Genomic DNA, 18,861 nt, shown 5'->3' on the forward strand with positions numbered 1-18,861 from the left:
AACGTTCGAGTGAAAGGACTTTAGCCCGTTCCGCTCACACAATCACACGCAGTGCACGGCGTACGCCTGTGAACGTCACGCTCGTGCGCAGCCCCAGATGGTCGCCGTCCATCTGAAGGGGCAAGGGGACCTTCGAATGCAAGGTGAAGCGGTCCAGGTCGTGGAGTGAGACGGCGTGCTTTCCATGGGGTCCGCGCTCGGGGGACGAAGTGAGCAACTGGGTGCCATACCGGGCAACCGCGCCTGTCGTCATACGGCTGAGACCGAGTACGTCGAGGCCTTTATCGAACGAGGCCTTAGGTGACGCGTACATCGGGTGATTGCCCAGGAAGGTCCACGGAGAGGTGTTCGAGACTATGGAAAGCACCAGATCGGTCACCGGCTCGGCGTCCGGCCGCTCCAGCGTGATCGTCCCGTGCCTGCGGTGCGCCTCGCCGAAGAACTGGCGCAGGGCCTGTCGGACGTAGAGCGCGTGTGTGGACTTTCTGCCGCGCTCGCGCTGCTGCTCGACCCGTCCGACCACGCCGGCGTCGAAACCGAGGCCCGCGTTGAAGGTGAACCACCGTCCCGGCACGGCCTCGTCCTCGGTGCCGGGCGTGCCCGAGGTCAGGCCCAGGCCGACCGTACGCTCGCTGCCCTCGCGCAGGGCGTCCAGCAGGGCGCCGGTCGCCTCCACGGCGTCGTTGGGCAGGCCGAGTGCGCGGGCGAAGACGTTGGTGGAGCCGCCGGGGACCACGGCGAGGCGGGGGAGGTGTTTCGGGTCGGGGCCGTTGTGCAACAGTCCGTTGACGACCTCGTTCACCGTGCCGTCGCCGCCGAGGGCGACCACCAGGTCGACGTCGTCGCTGTCCGCCGCCTGCCGGCCCAGGTCGCGCGCGTGGCCGCGGTACTCGGTGGTGACCGCCTCGAGCTTCATCTCGCTGGCGAGCGCATGGATCAGGACATCGCGCGTACGTGCGCTTGTGGTGGTTGCTGCCGGATTGACCACGAGAAGTGCACGCATGAGTTGCAGCGTACCTACTGGGGGGTACCGGGCACAGGGCGAGGTAGGGATCAAGTAAGACATCGCGCGTGAGTCTCAACACGGGGGACTCCGTCGGTTGGGCCGCGTGTATTGATGCCGTCCGCTGCGAGGTGAGCGGCGTCGGCGCCGGCCCTGCTGGGGCCTGAGGCCCCCAGACCCCGCTTCGGCCCTGAACGGGCCTCGTCCTCAAACTCCCCCCAGAGGGGACACCCCCAGACGGGGCACCCCCAGACGGGCTGAAATTCAGCCCCCCGGCGTTTGAGGAGCGGGGGCCCAGGGGGCAGAGCCCCTCCAGGATGGGGCGGGTAGGGGCGGCGGGGGCGATGTGGCGGAGGGCTACCCTTCAGGGGTGACCAAGGAGCAGACCCCCACCACCCCGGAAACCGCCGGTCCGCGCCCGCGGCGGCTGACGTACGCGGCGGTACTCACCGCACTCGAAGGGCTGGCGCTCGCCGTCGGGGGCGTCTGGGTGTTCGTCCTTGGTCTTGCCGGTGATCCGGACGACCGGCAGCAGGCCGTCACCCTCGGCGTGACCCTGATCGTGCTCGCGCTGCTGCCGCTGCTCGCCGCGCGGGGCCTGTTCGCCCAGCGCAGCTGGAGTCGGGGGCCGTCCGTCATCACGCAGATCCTGGCCCTGCCGGTGGCCTACAGCCTGCTCCAGGCCGACAGCATCGCGATCCCGGCGGGCATCGCGATCGCGGCGGCCGCGATCGCCACGCTCGTGTTCCTGATCAACCAGGAGACGACCCGGGCCCTCGGAATCCGGGGGCCCGGCAGCGCCCCGGATCAGGAGTAGTACTCCGGCCTGACCGTCACTCCTCCACCAGTAGCTTCTCCCGCAGCTGCGCCAGCGTCCGCGCCAGCAGTCGGGACACGTGCATCTGGGAGATCCCGACCTCCTGCGCGATCTGCGACTGGGTCATGTTGCCGAAGAACCGCAGCAACAGGATCCGCTTCTCGCGCGGCGGGAGGTCTTCGAGCAGCGGCTTGAGTGACTCGCGGTACTCGACGCCCTCCAGCGCCTCGTCCTCCGCGCCCAGCGTGTCCGCGACCGCGGGGGACTCGTCGTCCGTGTCGGGGACGTCCAGGGACAGCGTGGAGTACGCGTTGGCGGACTCCAGGCCCTCCAGGACCTCCTCCTCCGAGATTGCGAGCTTCTCGGCGAGTTCATGGACGGTGGGAGAGCGGCCGTGCTGCTGGGACAGCTCGGCCGTGGCCGTCGTCAGGGCGAGGCGCAGCTCCTGCAGGCGCCTCGGCACCCGCACCGCCCAGCCCTTGTCCCGGAAGTGCCGCTTGATCTCGCCGACGACCGTCGGGGTCGCGTAGGTCGAGAACTCGACGCCGCGCTCCGGGTCGAAGCGGTCGACCGACTTGATCAGGCCGATGGTGGCGACCTGGGTGAGGTCGTCCAGCGGCTCACCGCGGTTGCGGAAGCGGCGCGCGAGGTGCTCGACGAGCGGCAGGTGCATACGGACCAGCTGATTGCGCAGTTCCGCGTACTCGGCGCTGCCGTCCTGCAGCTTGCGCAGCTCGACGAACATGGCGCGCGCCCCGCTGCGGTCCTGATGGTCGTGCTGCGTGGCCTGCACGCTGTGCGCGCCCATCGCCTCGTCCCCGGCGTTTCGCTCGTGCTCGCTCATCGTCCCGCCCGTTGCCCTCTCCCGAGCCCTCGCCTCCGCACGGACGGGGGAGACCCCGCTCCCGCCGCCCGGAGGCGCGCCCTGCACGGAGCCTTCGTCATCCCGACCGCCGTCCAGGAAGCCGGCCTCCGCGGAGTCGTCCTCCGGGTGTGGCCGGGCCTGCTCGGGGATGCCGTCGATGCCGCCCACCACGCGCCGGGCACCGCTCGGACCGCTCGGGCCCACCCCCAGGCTCTCGGCTCCGTCCGAGCAGGGGGGAGTGCCGTCCGACAGCTCTCGTGTGCCGCGCTCTTCGTCCCGCACCGGCCCGTCCCCGTTCCTCACGCCGGCCCGGGTCCCGCGCCGCGCTGTTTGTAGAGGCTGATCGAAACGGTTTTGTCCTCGTCCACGGCGGAGGAGACCTTGCCCGCGAGGGCGGACAGCACGGTCCAGGCGAAGGTGTCCCTGGAAGGCGCGTGGCCGTCCGTGGTCGGGGCCGAGACGGTGACCTCGAGCGAGTCGTCGACGAGCCGGAACACACAGCTGAGCACCGAGCCGGGCACGGCCTGCTGGAGCAGGATCGCGCACGCCTCGTCCACCGCGATGCGCAGGTCCTCGATCTCGTCGAGGGTGAAGTCCAAACGGGCCGCGAGGCCGGCAGTGGCCGTACGCAGCACCGACAGGTAGGCACCCGCGGCCGGCAGCCGGACTTCCACGAAGTCCTGGGTCGCGGGCTCGCCTGCGATCTGGGACACCCTCACCTCCAAGGTGGTACAAGCTTCTCGGGGCCGAGGGTCGCCCCCCGGGGTAACGCGATGTGTGGTTCAGCGGTGACGCTATCGCGCTCTGAACTTTCCTGTCCCCAGGACCCCAACCCCTTGCCGTCACTCACAGTAAACCTGTGGATACGCTCCGTGTCTAGGGGTCTGCGGCTCCAATTGGGAAGAGCGCGCGCCGGGTTGACGTACCCAGACGTCAGACGGTCGAACCGTCCGGATCCAGGGTCACACGAGTACGTGGTCCACGAAGCACCAACGCCATTCCTCGCCCGGCTCGAAGGTCCGCATCACCGGGTGACCGGACTTCTTGTGGTGTTCCGTCGCATGCCTCCCCGGCGAGGAGTCGCAGCAGCCGACATGCCCGCAGCTGAGACAGAGCCGCAGTTGTACGGGGTGCATGCCGTCCGCCAGACACTCCGGGCACGTCTCGTTCAGCGCCACGGGTTCCGGGTGCGGCAGCGCGTCGGCGTGCGTGCACTGTTTCATGATTGCCAGGTTACGACGGCCGCGAGGATGGCCGCGCGGAAAAACGAGGGCGGGCGTACGGCGATGATCAAGTGCGGTCCACGACGGATGAGCGGGGGCGGGCGCAGACCATGAGCGAGCGCGGGCGGAAGACGGCGGCACACGTGCGCGTGCGGACGACGAGGGGCGGGGGCGGCCGTGCCGCGGTGCACGCGCGCGTGGGCACCGTGACGGACGAGGGCGGGCGAGAAGCATGGACGTGATGCCGCTGCTGTTGCTGGTGGCGGGCAGTGCCGCGGTGGCCGCGGCCGCCCGGCGGTCCCCCGTGCCGGCGCCGCTGCTGCTCGTCGCCGCAGGCCTCGCGGTGTCGTACGTCCCGGGCGTGCCCGACTACACCCTCGACCCGCACATCGTCCTGCCCCTGGTGCTGCCTCCGCTGCTGCACACCGCGGCGACGGACAGTTCGTATCTCGATCTGCGGGCCCAGATGCGGCCCGTGATGCTGCTGTCGGTGGGGTACGTGCTCTTCGCGACCTTCACCGTCGGCTGGGCCGCGTATCTCGTCGTGCCGGATCTGCCGCTGACCGCGGCGCTGGTGCTGGGCGCGGTGGTGGCGCCGCCGGACGCGGTCGCGGCGACGGCGGTCGCGCGCCGGGTGGGGCTGCCGTCCCGGATCACCACGATCCTGCAGGGCGAGTCCCTGGTGAACGACGCCACCGCGATCACCGCCTACCGCGTGGCGCTCGCGGCCGCCGTCGGAGAGGGCGCCACCTGGGCCGGCGGCATCGGCGAGTTCCTGCTCGCGGCGCTCGGCGGCATCGGGATGGGGCTGGTGCTGATGGTGCCGCTCCACTGGCTGCGCACGCATGTGAAGGAAGCGCTGCTGCAGAACACGCTCTCGCTGCTCATCCCGTTCGTCGCGTACGCGGCCGCCGAGCAGGTGCACGCCTCCGGAGTGCTGGCGGTCGTGGTCGTCGCGCTGTACCTGGGGCACCGCGCGTGGGAGGTCGACTTCGCCACCCGGCTCCAGGAGGAGGCGGTGTGGAAGATGGTCGCGTTCGTGCTGGAGTCGGCGGTGTTCGCGCTCATCGGACTGCAGTTGCCGGTGGTTCTCAAGGGCCTCGGGGAGTACGAGGGCGGGCGCGCCGCCTGGTACGCGGTCGTCGTCTTCGCCGTGGTCGTCGTCTCGCGGTTCGTGTGGGTGTATCCGGCGATGTTCCTGCCACGCATGCTGTCGGCGCGGATCCGGGAGCGTGAGGACAACCCGACCTGGAAGGGGCCGTTCATCATCTCGTGGGCCGGGATGCGCGGCGTGGTCTCGCTGGCCATCGCCTTCTCGATCCCGCTCACCGTGCACGGCGGCGAGCCGTTCCCCGAGCGCAACCTCATCCTCTTCCTGACCTTCACGACGGTCATCGGCACGCTGGTCGTCCAGGGCGTGACGCTGCCGCCGCTGATCCGCCTGCTGAGACTCCCCGGCCGGGACGCACAGGCCGAGACCCTCGCGGAGGCGAACGCCCAGGCGCAGGCCTCCCGCGTCGCCGAGCTCCGCCTGGAGGAACTCCTCTCCGACGAACGCAACGCCCTCCCGGGCCCGCTGGCCGACCGCCTGCGTGCCGTCCTGGAACGGCGCCGCAACTCCGTCTGGGAACGCCTGGGCCAGGCCAACCCGGTCACCGGAGAGTCCGTCGACGACACCTACCGGCGGCTGTCCCGTGAGGTGATCGGCGCCGAGCGCGCGGTGTTCGTGAAGCTGCGGGACGGTCGATATATCGATGACGAGATGCTGCGGACGTTGCTGCGCAGACTGGACCTGGAGGAGGCGGCGGCCTATCGGGAAGCAGGGTGAGCGGCCGGAGGGCGGCGTACGCATTTCCCTACCCGCGTGCGCCTCTGACGGTGGATCATAGGAGGGACACGATCGGCACTGGGTGACTCGGGGGGCTCGATGGCCGGCACCTCACAGCGGTTCTTCATCAGTTACGCGGGGGCGGACCGGCTGTGGGCCGAGTGGGTGGGGTGGCATCTCGAACGGGATGGCCATCGCGTCGAGCTCGACGTGTGGGACTGGCGGACCGGGGACGACTTCGTCCAGCGGATGGATGACGGGCTGGAGAAGGCGGACGCCGTCGTCGCTCTGTTCTCCAAGTCGTACTTCGAGGACGGGCGTTGGACCCAGGAGGAGCGGTCCGCGGTCGTTGCCCGCCGGGACCGGGTTCTTCCGCTCGCGGTGGAACCCCTGACCAACCACGACGTCGATCCCATGTTCGCCGCGAAGGTGCGCACGCAACTGCACGGGCTGGACGAGGCCGCGGCCATCGAGGCATTGCGGGCCGCGGTGAGCGGGAAGGGGCGGCCGACCGAGCGTCCGGCGTTTCCGGGGGGCCTCGCCGACGCGCCGGACGGATCTGCCGAGCCCGCGGTGCCCGAGGGGCCCAGGCCGGCACTGCCCGGCGACGGTGACGAGCCCGAGGTGTGGAACGTACGCCGCCGCAACCGCGACTTCTCCGGGCGCGAGGCCCAGATGGTCGAGCTCCGGGACGGTCTGCTCAGCGGGCGGCAGTCCGTCGTGTACGCGCTGCACGGCATGGGCGGGATCGGCAAGACGCAGATCGCCCTGGAGTACGCCCACCGGTTCGCCAGCCAGTACGACCTGGTGTGGTGGATCGACGCGGAGCAGAGTGACCAGATCCCGATCCATTACACGGAGCTGGCCGACCGGATCGGCGTCGCCCTGCCCGAGGCCGGTGCCGAGCACAACGCCCGGATGCTGCTGCACCATCTGCGTACCCGGCCCCGCTGGCTGATCATCCTCGACAACGCGGAGGACCCCGACCAGATCGAGCCGTGGCTGCCCGAGGGCCCCGGACACGTCCTGATCACCTCACGCAACCCCAACTGGCGCCGCCTGGCCCGCCCGACGGCGCTCGACGTGTTCTCGCGGGCGGACTCGCTCGCGTACCTGCGGACCCGGATCTCGGGTATCACCGAGATACAGGCGGACACCCTCGCGCAGGACCTCGGTGACCTACCGCTGGCGCTCGCCCAGGCCGCCGGCGTGATCGAGACCGGCACGCCCGTTGACCACTATCGGCGGCTCCTGAACGACAGCACGAGCCGGATCCTGCGCGAGGGTGACGTCCCCGACTATCCGGTGCCGCTGGCCGCCGCGGTCGGCATCGCCGTCGAGGGCCTCGACGACCGGCACCCCGACGCGGCGGCGCTGCTCCGGATCGCGGCGTTCCTCGGGCCCGAGCCGATTCCCACCGAGTGGTTGGTGAACGCGCGGCCGCGGTTGTCCACGATTCCGGGAGATCCCCACGACCCGCTATGGACGCGGGCCGCGCTGGAACCGCTGCGCCGCTACGGCCTCGCCCGCATCGATGGAGAGGCCCTGCAGCTCCATCGCCTGACCCAGGCCGTCCTGCGGGACCAGGTCGACCCGGCGCGGGCCGAGGCGATCCACGACGACGCGGCGGCCGTCCTGGCAAAAGTCGATCCGGGGGATCCCGAATCGCCGGCCGACTGGCCGACTTGGGCGAGCCTGACTTCGCACCTCTGGTCGCGGCACCTCGACGTCACCCACCGGACCGAGTTGCGCCCGGTGCTCCGCAACGCGGTGAACTTCCTGATACGCAGCGCCCAGCCGCGGACCGCCGCCGAGCTCGCCACCACCCTGCGAGAGGCGTGGACCGCGGAGTCGGGCCCCGACCATCCCGACGTGCTGACCTGCACGCAGTACCTTGGCCACGCGACATCGGACCTCGGCGACCTCCAAGGGGCCCGGCTGATCATCGAGGACGCCCTCGTGCGCCGCCGTCGGACGCTGGGAGACGACGACCCCGACACGCTGCAGTCCGCCAACGACTTCGCCGTGATTCTCTCCTTCCTCGGTGAGTATCGGGAGGCATGGGCCATCGCCGAGGACACGCTGGCCCGTCGGCGCCGTGTTCTTGGTGACGAGCACCCCGAGACCCTTCAGTCCGCCAGTAATCTGGCTGTGGCCTTCGCCAGGTTGGGTGAGTACGTCGCATCACGCGACCTGCACGAGGACACACTGGCGCGCAGGCGTGCAGCTCTCGGCGACGACCATCCCGCCACACTCCAGTGCGCTCTGAATGTCGCCGAAGCCCGCCGTGGGCTCGGCGACGTGACCGGGGCCCGCCGACTGCAGGAGGAGACGCGGGACAGATGCCGGAGCACTCTGGGCGACGATCACCCCGTGACCCTTAACGCTGTTCAGTGGCTGGCCATCACCCTGAATCTCATGGGCAACCACAGCGAGGCTCGGAGCATGCTCGAGGACGTCCTCGCCCGGCGTCGTCGTGCCTTCGGCAACGATCACCCCGACATTTTCATGACCGCCTATGCTCTCGCGGTCACCCTGAGGATGATGCGTGACTACGAAGAGTCCCGCCGCATGCTCGCGGACGTTGTCGCCTGGCGGCGCCGCGTTCTGGGGCCGGATCACCCGGAAACCCTGAACTCCGTGGAGTCCCTGGCTCTTTCCCAGCAGGGGTTGCGTGACTACAAAGAAGCCCATCGCATGCTCGCGGACGTTGTCGCCCGGCGTCGCCGCGTCCTTGGCGAGGACCACCCCGAGACCCTCAAGTCGGCTCGCGTCCTAGGCGTCGCCATGTGCCAGCTGCGCTCTCCCGCAGAGGGCGCGGAGTTGCTGGACGACGTGCGTACCCGTCAGCGCCGCATTCTCGGTGACGACCACCAAGACACCCAGGCCACCACCCGATCCCTCGCGGATGCGTACAGGCAAATGGGGCTGCATCGCAAAGCCCAGAAACTGACAGCGAAGAAGACGACGCAGCGTCGCTTCAGGAGAAAGTCCCGCTAGTCACCGCCGAACGGCGCCCCGGTCACCACGGCAACCACCACGTCCCCCACCCCGAACGCCCCTTCCTCCACCAACGCCACCAACCCATAAAGCAATTTGGCGACATAGAGACGCTCGACCGGCACCCCATGCCGTTCCTCGAAGTCCTCCGCGAAGGCGTCGAGTTCGGGCGACGTCCGGGCGTACCCGCCGAAATGGAACCGCTCGTCCAGCCGCCAGTCACCGCGCGGACCGCCGAACGCCTCGGCCTGCAGGCCCCGTATGTCGTCGCCGAGGAAGCCGCCCTTGAGGACGGGGATGCCGAGGGCCCGCTGACCGGGGTCGAGCCCCGCGGCGAGGCCGGCCAGCGTCCCGCCCGTGCCGCACGCGATCGCGACGACGTCGGCCTGACCGCGCAGCTCCTCGCCGAGCGCTCGGCACCCCCGTACGGCCAGGGTGTTGCTACCGCCTTCCGGGACGACGTACGCCTCCTCCGCGCCCGCCGCGCGCAGGACGGCCGTCTGCGTTTCAGGGTCGGTCTTGCGGCGGTACGTCGACCTGTCGACGAAATGCAGCCGCATACCGTCGGCCACGCACCGCGCGAGCGATGGATTCAGTGGCCGTTCGGCCAGTTCCTGGCCGCGCACCACGCCGACCGTGGGCACGCCGAGGAGTCGGCCGGCCGCGGCGGTGGCGCGCAGGTGGTTGGAGTAGGCGCCGCCGAAGGTGACGATCGGGCGACCGGCCGCGGCCGTCAGGTTCGGCGCGAGCTTGCGCCACTTGTTGCCGATCAGCTCCGGGTGGATCAGGTCGTCGCGCTTGAGGAGCAGCCGGACGCCACGACGCGTGAACCGCCCGTCGGCCGCCTCCTGCAAGGGGGAGGGGAGCCGGGGGCGGAGTGCGCTGAGGTCGGGGCCGGTCACCTGGCCATTGTCGCCCGGCCCCGGCGGTACGGCTGCCCTGTTCGCGCTGCTCCCGCAGCCTGTCCTACTTCAGCCGCTCCCGGATCCGCTCCCGCATCCACGCCATCGTGAATCCCCGCGGATCCACCTTCCCCGGCTGCCACTCCAGATGCCCGATCACCGACCGCTCCGTCCATCCGTGATGGCGGCAAACGGCTGCCGAGACCCGTTCGATCGCCTCCAGTTGGGGCTCCGGCCACGGATCCTGTCCGTCACCCAGGTTCTCGCACTCGAAGCCGTAGAAATGGCGGTTGCCGTCGGTGTTGGCCTCGTTGTCGGGAGGCAGGGCCTTTTCCGCGATGACCGCGCGCAGTACGTCGTCGTCGCCGAGTCCGGCGTGGTTGGCGCGGCCGTAGCCGACGAGGTGGACCCTGCCGTCCTTGGTGATGACGCCGTGGCACAGGGGGCCGGGCAGCCCTTCGTAGCCGTTGCGGCAGAGTTCCACGGTGTGCGCGCTGCCCTTGGTCACCGTGTGGTGGATCATCACGCCGTGGACGGGCCCCCACGGGCCGACGTGGTTGCGGTTGTGGTGCTCCCAGTCGCCGACCTCGACGACCGTCGCGCCCTCCGCCCGGAGTCTCTCCAGGAATCTGCTCGCGGACATGGGTGAGGCCATGACCGCCTCCTTCGTGCCGTGCGTCGGCCGCCGTGCGCGGCCGGCTCGTATCGGTGACTTACCGAAAACGGGCAGACGGGACTCCTCGAATCGCACGGCGTGCGAGTCATTTCGGACATCTCCGCAGCTTGAGCGGGGCGGCCGCCGCGGGTTCCACGAGTGGACGAGAGCCCACTATTTGCCCAGCAAACCGTTGATCCATTCCCGCTCTTTCGTGTAATAGCACTGGCCCCCTCCGTGATGGAAGGCTCGGACGTGCAGATCGCGATGCGTGGCGCCAGATCGGCGTCGGTGCACGACCGGGAGGGCAATTCCTTATGTCGGTAGGCGAAGAGGTCCGCACGGAGCAGGACAAGCCGCAGCAGAGTCTGGGCACAGCGGCGGCGCGGAACCTGGCCACCACCACCAAGTCCGCGCCGCAGATGCAGGAGATCAGCTCCCGTTGGCTGCTGCGCATGCTGCCATGGGTGAATGTGCAGGGCGGCACGTACCGGGTGAACCGGCGTCTGACCTACGCCGTCGGAGACGGCCGTATCACGTTCGTGAAGACCGGCGACCGGGTCGAGGTCATCCCCGCCGAGCTGACCGAACTGCCCGCGCTGCGGTCGTACGAGGACGAAGAGGTGCTGGCCGAGCTCGCCCAGCGCTGCCAGCAGCGGGAGTTCGCGGCGGGGAACCTGATCGCCTCGTTCGGCAGCCAGACCGACGAGGTGTACCTCCTGGCGCACGGCAGGGTGGAGAAGATCGGCACCGGTCCGTACGGGGAGGACGAGTCCCTGGGGGTCCTCGCCGACGGGGCCTACCTCGGTGAGCAGGCGCTGCTCGACTCGGACGCGATCTGGGAGTACACGGCCCGCGCGGTCACCGCGTGCACGGTGCTCGTCCTGTCCCGCCAGGATGTCGAGCAGATCGCCGAGCGCGCCGACTCCCTGCGCGAGCACCTCGAACAGCTGCGGGCCATCCCCGAACAGCGCACCAACAAGTACGGCGAGAAGGAGATCGACCTCGCCGCCGGCCACAGCGGCGAGCCCGACATCCCGCACACCTTCGTCGACTACGAGGCCAGGCCCCGTGAGTACGAACTGAGCGTGGCCCAGACCGTGCTGCGCATCCACACACGCGTGGCCGACCTCTACAACCAGCCCATGAACCAGACCGAGCAGCAGCTCCGGCTGACCGTGGAGGCCCTGAAGGAGCGCCAGGAGCACGAGCTCATCAACAACCGCGAGTTCGGGCTGCTCAACAACTGCGAGTACGACCAGCGGCTCCAGCCGCACGACGGCGTGCCCAGCCCCGACGACATGGACGAGCTGCTCTGCCGGCGGCGCGGCACCAAACTGTTCCTCGCCCACCCGCGCGCGATCTCCGCCTTCGGGCGTGAGCTGAACAAGCGCGGGCTGGTCCCCGAGACCATCGAGATCGCCGGCAACCGCATCCCCACCTGGCGTGGTGTCCCGATCTACCCGTGCAACAAGATCCCGGTCACCGAGGCCCGTACGACCTCGATCATCGCCATGCGTACCGGCGAGGCGGAGCAGGGTGTCATCGGGCTCCAGCAGGCCGGCATCCCGGACGAGATCGAGCCGAGCCTGTCCTGCCGCTTCATGGGCATCAACGAACAGGCCATCATCAAGTACCTGGTGACGGCCTACTACTCGGCCGCGGTCCTGGTGCCGGACGCCCTCGGCGTGCTGGAGAACGTCGAGATCGGGCGCTGGCGGTGACCTGTCCCGCCCGGCCCCTCTCCGCCCGAAGTGCCGCCGCTCGTACGTCGTGTCCCGCGCTCTCCGCGTGGGTACGCCCTCGGGGTAGGCGCCCAGCCGTAGTGGAAGGGCCACCGTCCGCCGACTCTCCGAGGCGATGCCGTGTATGAGTTCATGACGGAGACCGCGCAGCGCCCCGCCGGGGCGCGGCCGTCCACCGAGACGCGCGAAAGGCGAAGGCCGATCACGACCGACATGGACGGCGGGGCGGGTCCGCTCGACGGGCCCGAGGCGGCGGTGATCCTGGAGCACGTCCGGGCGTCGGTCGACCCCGAACTGCGTGCCGCCATCGAGTCGTTGCCGCCCTCCATGCGCCGGATCGCGCGCTACCACTTCGGCTGGGAGCACCCGGACGGCACCCCGGCGGCGGACAACGCGGGCAAGGCGATCCGTCCCGCCCTCGTGCTCACCGCGGCCGCCGCGCTCGGCGGACCGGAGGCACGCGCGGCGGCTGTACGGGCCGCTGTGGCGGTGGAACTGGTGCACAACTTCACGCTGTTGCACGACGACGTGATGGACCGGGACACCACCCGTCGGCACCGGCCCACCGTTTGGACGGTGTTCGGCGACGCCGACGCGATCCTCGCCGGGGACGCGCTCCAGGCGCTGGCCCTGCGGCTGCTCGCCGAGGACCCGCACCCGGCGTCCACGGCCGCCGCCGCCCGCCTCGCGTCCTGCGTCGTCGAGCTGTGCGCCGGCCAGCACGCGGACACGGCGATGGAGAAGCGGGGCCCCGGCGACGTAGGCCTGGACGAGGTGCTCGGCATGGCCGAGGCCAAGACCGGCGCGCTGCTGGGGTGCGCCTGCGCCATCGGCGCGCTGTACGCGGGCGCGGCGGACGAGGACGTGGCGGCGCTGGACGCGTTCGGCCGGGAGGCCGGGCTCGCCTTCCAGCTCATCGACGACGTGATCGGCATATGGGGCGACCCGAGCCACACCGGCAAACCGGCCGGCGCGGACCTCGCCGCCCGCAAGAAGTCGCTGCCGGTCGTCGCCGCGCTGACCTCCGGCGGTCCGGCGGCGGCGGAACTGGCCGCGCTGTACGAGATGCCATACGACAAGGAGGACCTGCAGTCGACCGCCCTCGCCGTCGAGCGGGCGGGTGGCCGTGACTGGGCGCAGGCCCAGGCCGCCGACCGGATGGCCCGCGCCATGCAGGAACTGGCCCGCGCGGTCCCCGACCCGGAGCGGGCGGGTGGACTGCTGGCCCTCGCGGAGTACGTGACGCGGCGCAGCAACTGAGGGCCGCGGCAGCCGAAGTCCGCATCGTCCGGCCGCGGCGGCCGACGGTCGTCGAGACCCCGGAGCCCTCGGGCCGTACGGTTCCTGACCCCGTACGGCCGCCGGGCGGCTCCGGACCGGCGGGTCCCGCACATCCCCACGGTGTGCGGGGCCCGTTCCTGTGTGCCGGTGCGCGTACCGGCCGGCGTGCCGTCCCGGTGTACCGGACAGATCTCGACAAAGTCGTTCCGCGGACGGCACGCCCGCTCCGATCGCCCTACGATCAAGGCCGGTTGACGTGAAGGAGCGGGTGGACATGGGCGTGCGGATCCGGACGGCGGGCGCGGAGGACCGGGAGTTGGTGGTCCGGCTGCTGGACGCGGCTTTCCAGGACGATCCGGTCAGCGGCTGGGTGTTTCCGGGCGAGGAGCACCGCCGTAGCGCCCATCCCAAGCTCATGGCCGCGTTCGCCGACATCGTGTTCTCCGTCGGCCGTATCGACCTCACCGAGGAGGGCACGGCGTGCGCGTTGTGGATGTCGGTGCCGGCCGACGAGCAGGACCATGACGACGAAGGGCCCGCGCGGCTGCGCGAGGCCGTCGACCCGGAGAACGAGCGTATCGAGCTGATCGGCCGCCTGACAGCGGGTATCCATCCTTCCGGCCGTGCGCACGAATACCTGTGGATGATCGCCGTGGCACCCGAGCGCCAGGGCGAGGGGCTCGGCACCGTGCTCATGAACTCGGTCCTCGACCGCTGCGACCGGGACGGCCGGCCCGCCTATCTGGAGGCGAGCAGCGAGCGCAGCCGGAAGCTGTACGAGCGCCTCGGCTTCGAACCCCAAGGCCATCCCCTCGACCTCCCGGGCGGCCCCCGGATGTGGCCGATGTGGCGCGAGCCGCGCGGCTGAGCCGACCTCCGCAGCCCTGCTTACGCCTCCTCCGGTACGACCGTCTCCACGATCCGCTCGACCAGCCCGTCCGGCACGCTCACCCCGGGCAGGACGCCGTCCAGCACGTCCGGCAGTGTCAGGTGCTCCAGGAGCAGCCCGAGCATCGCGAGATAGAGCACGGTGACGACCTCGTCGCCGCCGGGCAGCCCGGCGTTGCGGTGGAAGTCCATGCCCTCCTCCAGGTCGGCGCGCACCGACTTGGTGAAGGAGGAGCGCAGTTCGGGGCGCCGGTTGGCCTCCAGGCGCATCTCCAGCAGGGCCAGATAGCCCGTTCGGTCGCGGGTGGCGCGGGCCATCAGGTCGTGCATGAAGGCGGCGACCAGGGAGCGGTCCTTCGGCCGGGTCATCAGCCCGGCGGTCACCTCCGGGTCGGGCGCCAGCCGCACGTGCAGCCGGGCGTCGATCTGGCGGAGCAGGTCGTCGCGCCCGGTGAAGTAGTTGGAGGCGGTGCCGACCGGCACCCCGGCCTCGGCGTCCACCGCACGGAACGTCAGCCCGCGCGCCCCCTCACGGGCCAGCACCTCGACGCCCGCGTCGACGAGGGCGGCCCGGCGCTCCGGATTGCCCGCCATACGGAATCCCCTCTCTCACTTCCAGCCGGCCCCAAAATACCCTTGCAACCACTACAGGTGAAGCACTACAAATGAAGCACTACAACCGGAGTGGTTGACCAGCCTACGAAAAGAGACCGGCTTGCGAAAGCTCACCTACTTCATCGCCTGCTCCCTCGACGGCTTCATCGGGGACCCGAGCGGAGACGCGTCGGCGATGCTCGCCTTCGTCGACGAGGAGTACTTCGCCTTCCTCAAGAGCGAATACCCGGAGACCCTGCCGACCCCTGGCCGTCGGGCGCTCGGCCTCGACGACCTGGAGAACAAGAGGTTCGACACGATCATCCAGGGCCGGGGCAGCTACGACCTGGCCCTGAAGGAGGGAAACACCAGCCCCTACGCCCATCTGCGCGAGTACGTCGCCTCGCGCACCCTGACCGAGTCGCCCGACCCGAACGTCGAGATCATCGGCGACGACCTGGTCGCCAAGGTGCGCGAACTCAAGGACGAGGACAGCGAGTTCGGAATCTACCTGTGCGGGGGCTCGCAGATCGCGGGTGAACTGATCGACGAGATCGACGAGCTCGTCATCAAGTCCTACCCCATCGTGTACGGCACGGGCATGCCGATGTTCGGCTCGGACTTCGCCGTCACGGAGTTCACCCTCGACGGGGTGCGGGCGTTCGGCAACGGCGCCGTGATCCGTACGTACAGCAGGAAGCGCTGAGAGGTATACCGCCCTACCCTGAGGACATGGGCAGCCAAGAGCACGTCTGTCCCGAATGCGGACAGCCCGTCGATACGGTCGTCCGGCGCCACAAGACGCTGGGCGCGTGGGTCCCCACATGGGTGCCCGGCCCCTGCCGGAACCCCGAGTGCGGCGCGTACACCGAGGACGACGGCGAGCACGAGGAAAAGCACGCGCAGAGGCATGAGCCGAAGCACGAGCCGAAGCGCGACGAACAGCCCGAGCAGCCTGAGACACCCACCGCGAAAAATTCCTGAACCCCGTGTCGAGAATCCCGGCCCGGCTCCGACGTCCCCTGTGAGAGCCGCCCGCCAAGGGCGGCCCGAGCCGACGGAAACCGAAGGAGCGGACCGATGAAGTACCTGGTCATGGTGCAGGGCACACAGGCGGACTACGAGGCGATGCAGGGCAAGGCGTCCGAGCACTCCGTGGCCTGGAGCCAGGAGGAGATCCAGGCGATGTACGCCTACATGCAGGCCATCAACGACGACCTCGCCGAGACCGGCGAGATGATCGACGGACAGGGACTGGCCGAGCCCGCGAAGGTCCGGCACGTCACCCTGGTCGCCGACGGCAAGGCGGTGATCACCGACGGGCCGTACAGCGAGACCAAGGAGCTGCTGGCCGGCTACTGGGTGCTGGACTGCGCGAGCCTGGAGCGGGTCACCGAGATCGCCGAGCGCGTCGCCCGCTGCCCCCAGCCGGCCGGGGCCCCCGTGTACCCGGTGGTGATCCGGCCCATCCTGGACGGCACCGGGGACATCTGCTGAGCCGTACATGAGCGCCACACCCGAGACCGAGGACCTGCTGCGCCGCCACGCGCCGCAGGTCCTCGGCGCGCTGGTGCGACGGTACGGCCACTTCGACACCGCCGAGGAGGCCGTACAGGAGGCACTGCTCGCCGCGGCCGAGCAGTGGCCGCGGGCCGGCGTCCCGGACAATCCGCGCGGCTGGCTGATCAAGGTCGCCGCGCGCCGGCTGACCGATGCCCTGCGCGCGGAGCAGGCGCGCCGAGCCCGGGAGGAGAAGGCCGCGGCGCTGACGCCACGGGATGCCTTCACGGCACCGGAGCCGGGGGCGGACCGTTCTCCCCGCGAGGACGACACCCTCACCCTGCTCTTCCTGTGCTGCCACCCGGACCTGACCCCGCCCGCCCAGATCGCCCTCACCCTGCGAGCCGTCGGCGGTCTGACCACGGCGGAGATCGCCCGCGCGTATCTGGTGCCCGAGGCGACCATGGCCCAGCGCATCAGCCGGGCCAAGCAGAAGGTCCGCGGCGTGCGGTTCGGGCGCCCGGACAACTGGGAGGACCGGCTGCCCGCGGTCCTGCAGACCCTGTACCTGATCTTCAACGAGGGCTATACGGCGACCTCGGGCACGAGCCTGACGCGGCGGGACCTCGCGGGCGAGGCGATCCGGCTGGCCCGCGCGGTCCACCGGCTCCTCCCCGACCACGGCGAGGCGGCCGGCCTGCTGGCCCTGATGCTGCTCACCGACGCCCGCCGCGACGCGCGCACCGGCCCGCACGGCGAGCTCGTCCCCCTCGACGAACAGGACCGTGGCCGCTGGGACAAGGCCGCGATCGAGGAGGGCGTCGCCCTGGTCACCCGCGCCCTGTCCCGGGGCCGCGCCGGCCCGTACCAGCTGCGCGCCGCCATCGCCGCCGTCCACGACGAGGCACCCTCCGCGCAGGCGACCGACTGGCAGGAGATCCTCGGCCTCTACGACGTCCTCGTACGCCTCGTCCCCGGACCCGTCGAGCGGCTCAACCGGGCGGTGGCCGTCGCCATGGTCCAGGGCCCGCGTGCGGGTCTGGCCGAACTGGCCGTGCTGAACGACGAGTTGGGCGCCGGGCACCGCCTGGACGCGGTCCGCGGCCACCTCCTGGAGCGGGCGGGCGCCCATGACGAGGCCCGCGCCGCCTACGAGGCCGCGGCCGCCAAGACCTTGAGCCTGCCGGAGCAGCGCTATCTGCACGCGCGGGCGGCACGGCTCGGGCCGTAGCGTGATCCCATGCCCGAACAGACGTACATCCTTCACATCACCGAACGTTCCCTGTGGGACGCGGCGCGCGAGCACGGCACGTACGAGATCTCGACACGTGGCCGCACGCTCCGGGACGAGGGCTTCATCCACTGCTCGACCCGTGCCCAACTCCCCACCGTGGCGGACTTCCTGTACGGCTCCTACGACGGCCCCGACGAACTGGTGGTGCTGGTCGTGGATCCCGCGCGGCTCGATGTGCCGCTGAAGTACGAGGCGCCGGAGCCCGGGGGCGAGGCGTTCCCGCATGTGTACGGGCCCATTCGGGTGGACGCGGTGGTGGATGTGGAGCGGTGGGGGTGACCGTGGGAGAGCGGCTGCGCAGGGTGTGGCGGTGGGTCGTCTGGGTGTGGATGGTGCTCGTGGCCGTCGGCGGTGGGCTGACCCTGTTCATTCAGGACTCGGTCGGGGCCCGGGCGCCGTACGTCGGGGAGGGGCGCAGCCCGATGCCGACGTCGATGGCGACGGCGCCGACGGATGGCGGCGACTGCCCCCGCCCCACGCCCGAACCGGGCGGGACCGTGGCCTACGCCTGCGTGCTCAAGGTCCGATAGGCAGCCCGCCCGTCTCCGGGTCACGCCCCGTCAGGCAGTACACGCCGCCCGCCGGATCGCGCATCACCGTCCAGCGGGCGCCCTGGGCGACGAACGTCGCGCCCAGTTCCTCGTGCCGGGCGCGGGTCGCCGCGATGTCCGCGCAGGCGAGGTCCAGGTGGGCTGAGGCGGGCCGCTCCTCGCCGAGCCGCTGGAGCAGGATGCGGACGGGCAGCCCGGCCGGGGGCCTGAGCACATGGAACTCGGGGCGGGAGCCGGGCGCCGACACCCAGCCCGCCAACAGGCCGCTCCAGAAGGCGACTTCGGCGTCGTACAGCGACGGCGGTACGTCCAGGCAGACCTGGTCGAGCCGGCTGCCGCGCACCACGGGCGGCCGCACCGACTCCCCGTACCAGGGCACGGCACAGAACAACTGCCCGGCGGGTGAGCGCAGCACGGCCCAGCCCTCGTGCTCGGCGGCGCTGCCCGCGCCCTGCCGAAGCGCCGACTCCACGAATTCCGGGACGTCGTCCACGGCGAAGTCGAGATGCGCCCCACCGGCGCCCGAGTCGACACCCTGGGCCTTCACACAGGCGTCGGCCCCGCCACCCGGCACCAGGGTCACGAACTCCCCCTGCTCGCCCCGGAATTCGGACAGCTGCGTGTCCGTCACCGCAGTCCAGAAGGCGTGGGCCCGGGCGAAGGACGCGGCGGGGCGGTCGACGAAGGCGTAGGTCCAGCGGATGCTCATGGGGCG

20 protein-coding genes are annotated in these 18,861 nt (G+C 70.7%); 12 read left to right on the forward strand and 8 right to left on the reverse strand.

The window, feature by feature from the left end; genetic code table 11:
• Positions 1-34 precede the first annotated feature (34 nt).
• Positions 35-1,003 carry a diacylglycerol/lipid kinase family protein gene (locus ACTMVF_RS26680; RefSeq protein ID WP_441273642.1) on the reverse strand — a complete coding sequence of 323 codons (969 nt, stop codon included), beginning with the start codon at positions 1,001-1,003 and terminating at the stop codon, positions 35-37.
• A 370-nt stretch (positions 1,004-1,373) separates the two neighbouring features.
• On the opposite strand from ACTMVF_RS26680, the gene ACTMVF_RS26685 reads away from it, so the two are divergent.
• Positions 1,374-1,820: a hypothetical protein gene (locus tag ACTMVF_RS26685; protein WP_441273643.1), complete on the forward strand. Its 447-nt coding sequence runs from the start codon at positions 1,374-1,376 to the stop codon at positions 1,818-1,820.
• Between the two features lie 16 nt (positions 1,821-1,836).
• On the opposite strand, the gene ACTMVF_RS26690 is transcribed toward ACTMVF_RS26685, so the two are convergent.
• The 3 genes from ACTMVF_RS26690 to ACTMVF_RS26700 all read right to left on the reverse strand — a co-directional run bounded on the left by ACTMVF_RS26690 (position 1,837) and on the right by ACTMVF_RS26700 (position 3,908).
• The gene (locus ACTMVF_RS26690; RefSeq protein WP_441273813.1) at positions 1,837-2,967 is read right to left on the reverse strand and encodes an RNA polymerase sigma factor SigF; all 1,131 of its coding nucleotides are present in this window, start codon (positions 2,965-2,967) and stop codon (positions 1,837-1,839) included.
• A gap of 17 nt (positions 2,968-2,984) precedes the next feature.
• The gene (locus ACTMVF_RS26695) at positions 2,985-3,398 is read right to left on the reverse strand and encodes an anti-sigma regulatory factor (protein WP_004925829.1); all 414 of its coding nucleotides are present in this window, start codon (positions 3,396-3,398) and stop codon (positions 2,985-2,987) included.
• Between the two features lie 249 nt (positions 3,399-3,647).
• The gene (locus ACTMVF_RS26700) at positions 3,648-3,908 is read right to left on the reverse strand and encodes a UBP-type zinc finger domain-containing protein (RefSeq protein ID WP_441273644.1); all 261 of its coding nucleotides are present in this window, start codon (positions 3,906-3,908) and stop codon (positions 3,648-3,650) included.
• Positions 3,909-4,140: 232 nt separating this feature from the next.
• Here ACTMVF_RS26700 and ACTMVF_RS26705 point away from each other — a divergent pair, with 232 nt between their 5' ends.
• Positions 4,141-5,736, forward strand: coding sequence for a Na+/H+ antiporter (locus ACTMVF_RS26705; RefSeq protein ID WP_441273645.1), 1,596 nt, complete (start codon positions 4,141-4,143; stop codon positions 5,734-5,736).
• 99 nt (positions 5,737-5,835) lie between these two features.
• Entirely contained in the window at positions 5,836-8,736 is a 2,901-nt protein-coding gene (gene fxsT / locus ACTMVF_RS26710) for an FxSxx-COOH system tetratricopeptide repeat protein (protein WP_441273646.1), read from the forward strand.
• Here fxsT and ACTMVF_RS26715 read toward each other — a convergent pair.
• On the reverse strand, positions 8,733-9,638 hold the full coding sequence (locus ACTMVF_RS26715) for a 1-aminocyclopropane-1-carboxylate deaminase/D-cysteine desulfhydrase (RefSeq protein WP_441273647.1): 906 nt from the start codon (positions 9,636-9,638) through the stop codon (positions 8,733-8,735). The two genes, fxsT and ACTMVF_RS26715, sit on opposite strands and share 4 nt — an antisense overlap.
• Positions 9,639-9,702: 64 nt before the next feature.
• Positions 9,703-10,293, reverse strand: coding sequence for an N-acetylmuramoyl-L-alanine amidase (locus tag ACTMVF_RS26720; RefSeq protein WP_441273648.1), 591 nt, complete (start codon positions 10,291-10,293; stop codon positions 9,703-9,705).
• A 317-nt stretch (positions 10,294-10,610) separates the two neighbouring features.
• Between ACTMVF_RS26720 and ACTMVF_RS26725 the strand changes: the two genes are divergently transcribed.
• From ACTMVF_RS26725 to ACTMVF_RS26735, 3 genes are all read left to right on the forward strand, one after another.
• Positions 10,611-12,017: a family 2B encapsulin nanocompartment shell protein gene (locus tag ACTMVF_RS26725; protein ID WP_441273649.1), complete on the forward strand. Its 1,407-nt coding sequence runs from the start codon at positions 10,611-10,613 to the stop codon at positions 12,015-12,017.
• 153 nt (positions 12,018-12,170) lie between these two features.
• Positions 12,171-13,298 carry a family 2 encapsulin nanocompartment cargo protein polyprenyl transferase gene (locus ACTMVF_RS26730; protein ID WP_441273650.1) on the forward strand — a complete coding sequence of 376 codons (1,128 nt, stop codon included), beginning with the start codon at positions 12,171-12,173 and terminating at the stop codon, positions 13,296-13,298.
• Positions 13,299-13,593: 295 nt separating this feature from the next.
• A complete protein-coding gene (locus ACTMVF_RS26735) occupies positions 13,594-14,187 on the forward strand; it encodes a GNAT family N-acetyltransferase (RefSeq protein ID WP_441273651.1) in 594 nt (197 codons plus the stop codon).
• A gap of 20 nt (positions 14,188-14,207) precedes the next feature.
• Here ACTMVF_RS26735 and ACTMVF_RS26740 read toward each other — a convergent pair whose 3' ends face one another.
• Positions 14,208-14,801 carry a TetR/AcrR family transcriptional regulator gene (locus ACTMVF_RS26740; RefSeq protein ID WP_441273652.1) on the reverse strand — a complete coding sequence of 198 codons (594 nt, stop codon included), beginning with the start codon at positions 14,799-14,801 and terminating at the stop codon, positions 14,208-14,210.
• Between the two features lie 121 nt (positions 14,802-14,922).
• Between ACTMVF_RS26740 and ACTMVF_RS26745 the strand changes: the two genes are divergently transcribed.
• The 6 genes from ACTMVF_RS26745 (at position 14,923) to ACTMVF_RS26770 (ending at position 18,125) form a co-directional block, all read left to right on the forward strand.
• Positions 14,923-15,507, forward strand: a complete 585-nt coding sequence (locus ACTMVF_RS26745; RefSeq protein ID WP_441273653.1) for a dihydrofolate reductase family protein — start codon at positions 14,923-14,925, stop codon at positions 15,505-15,507.
• Between the two features lie 26 nt (positions 15,508-15,533).
• Complete coding sequence (locus ACTMVF_RS26750; RefSeq protein WP_441273654.1) at positions 15,534-15,785, forward strand: hypothetical protein; 252 nt, start codon at positions 15,534-15,536, stop codon at positions 15,783-15,785.
• Between the two features lie 96 nt (positions 15,786-15,881).
• Entirely contained in the window at positions 15,882-16,298 is a 417-nt protein-coding gene (locus tag ACTMVF_RS26755; RefSeq protein ID WP_441273655.1) for a YciI family protein, read from the forward strand.
• A gap of 7 nt (positions 16,299-16,305) precedes the next feature.
• Positions 16,306-17,532, forward strand: coding sequence for an RNA polymerase sigma factor (locus tag ACTMVF_RS26760; RefSeq protein WP_441273656.1), 1,227 nt, complete (start codon positions 16,306-16,308; stop codon positions 17,530-17,532).
• A gap of 9 nt (positions 17,533-17,541) precedes the next feature.
• A complete protein-coding gene (locus ACTMVF_RS26765) occupies positions 17,542-17,874 on the forward strand; it encodes a DUF952 domain-containing protein (protein ID WP_441273657.1) in 333 nt (110 codons plus the stop codon).
• On the forward strand, positions 17,871-18,125 hold the full coding sequence (locus ACTMVF_RS26770; RefSeq protein ID WP_441273658.1) for a hypothetical protein: 255 nt from the start codon (positions 17,871-17,873) through the stop codon (positions 18,123-18,125). The genes ACTMVF_RS26765 and ACTMVF_RS26770 overlap by 4 nt, the downstream gene beginning before the upstream one ends.
• Here the strand turns inward: ACTMVF_RS26770 and ACTMVF_RS26775 are convergent.
• The gene (locus ACTMVF_RS26775; protein ID WP_441273659.1) at positions 18,112-18,855 is read right to left on the reverse strand and encodes a VOC family protein; all 744 of its coding nucleotides are present in this window, start codon (positions 18,853-18,855) and stop codon (positions 18,112-18,114) included. The two genes, ACTMVF_RS26770 and ACTMVF_RS26775, sit on opposite strands and share 14 nt — an antisense overlap.
• Between the last annotated feature and the right edge of the window lie 6 nt (positions 18,856-18,861).

The organism is Streptomyces sp. SD31, from assembly GCF_052068475.1.
Lineage (GTDB): Bacteria > Actinomycetota > Actinomycetes > Streptomycetales > Streptomycetaceae > Streptomyces.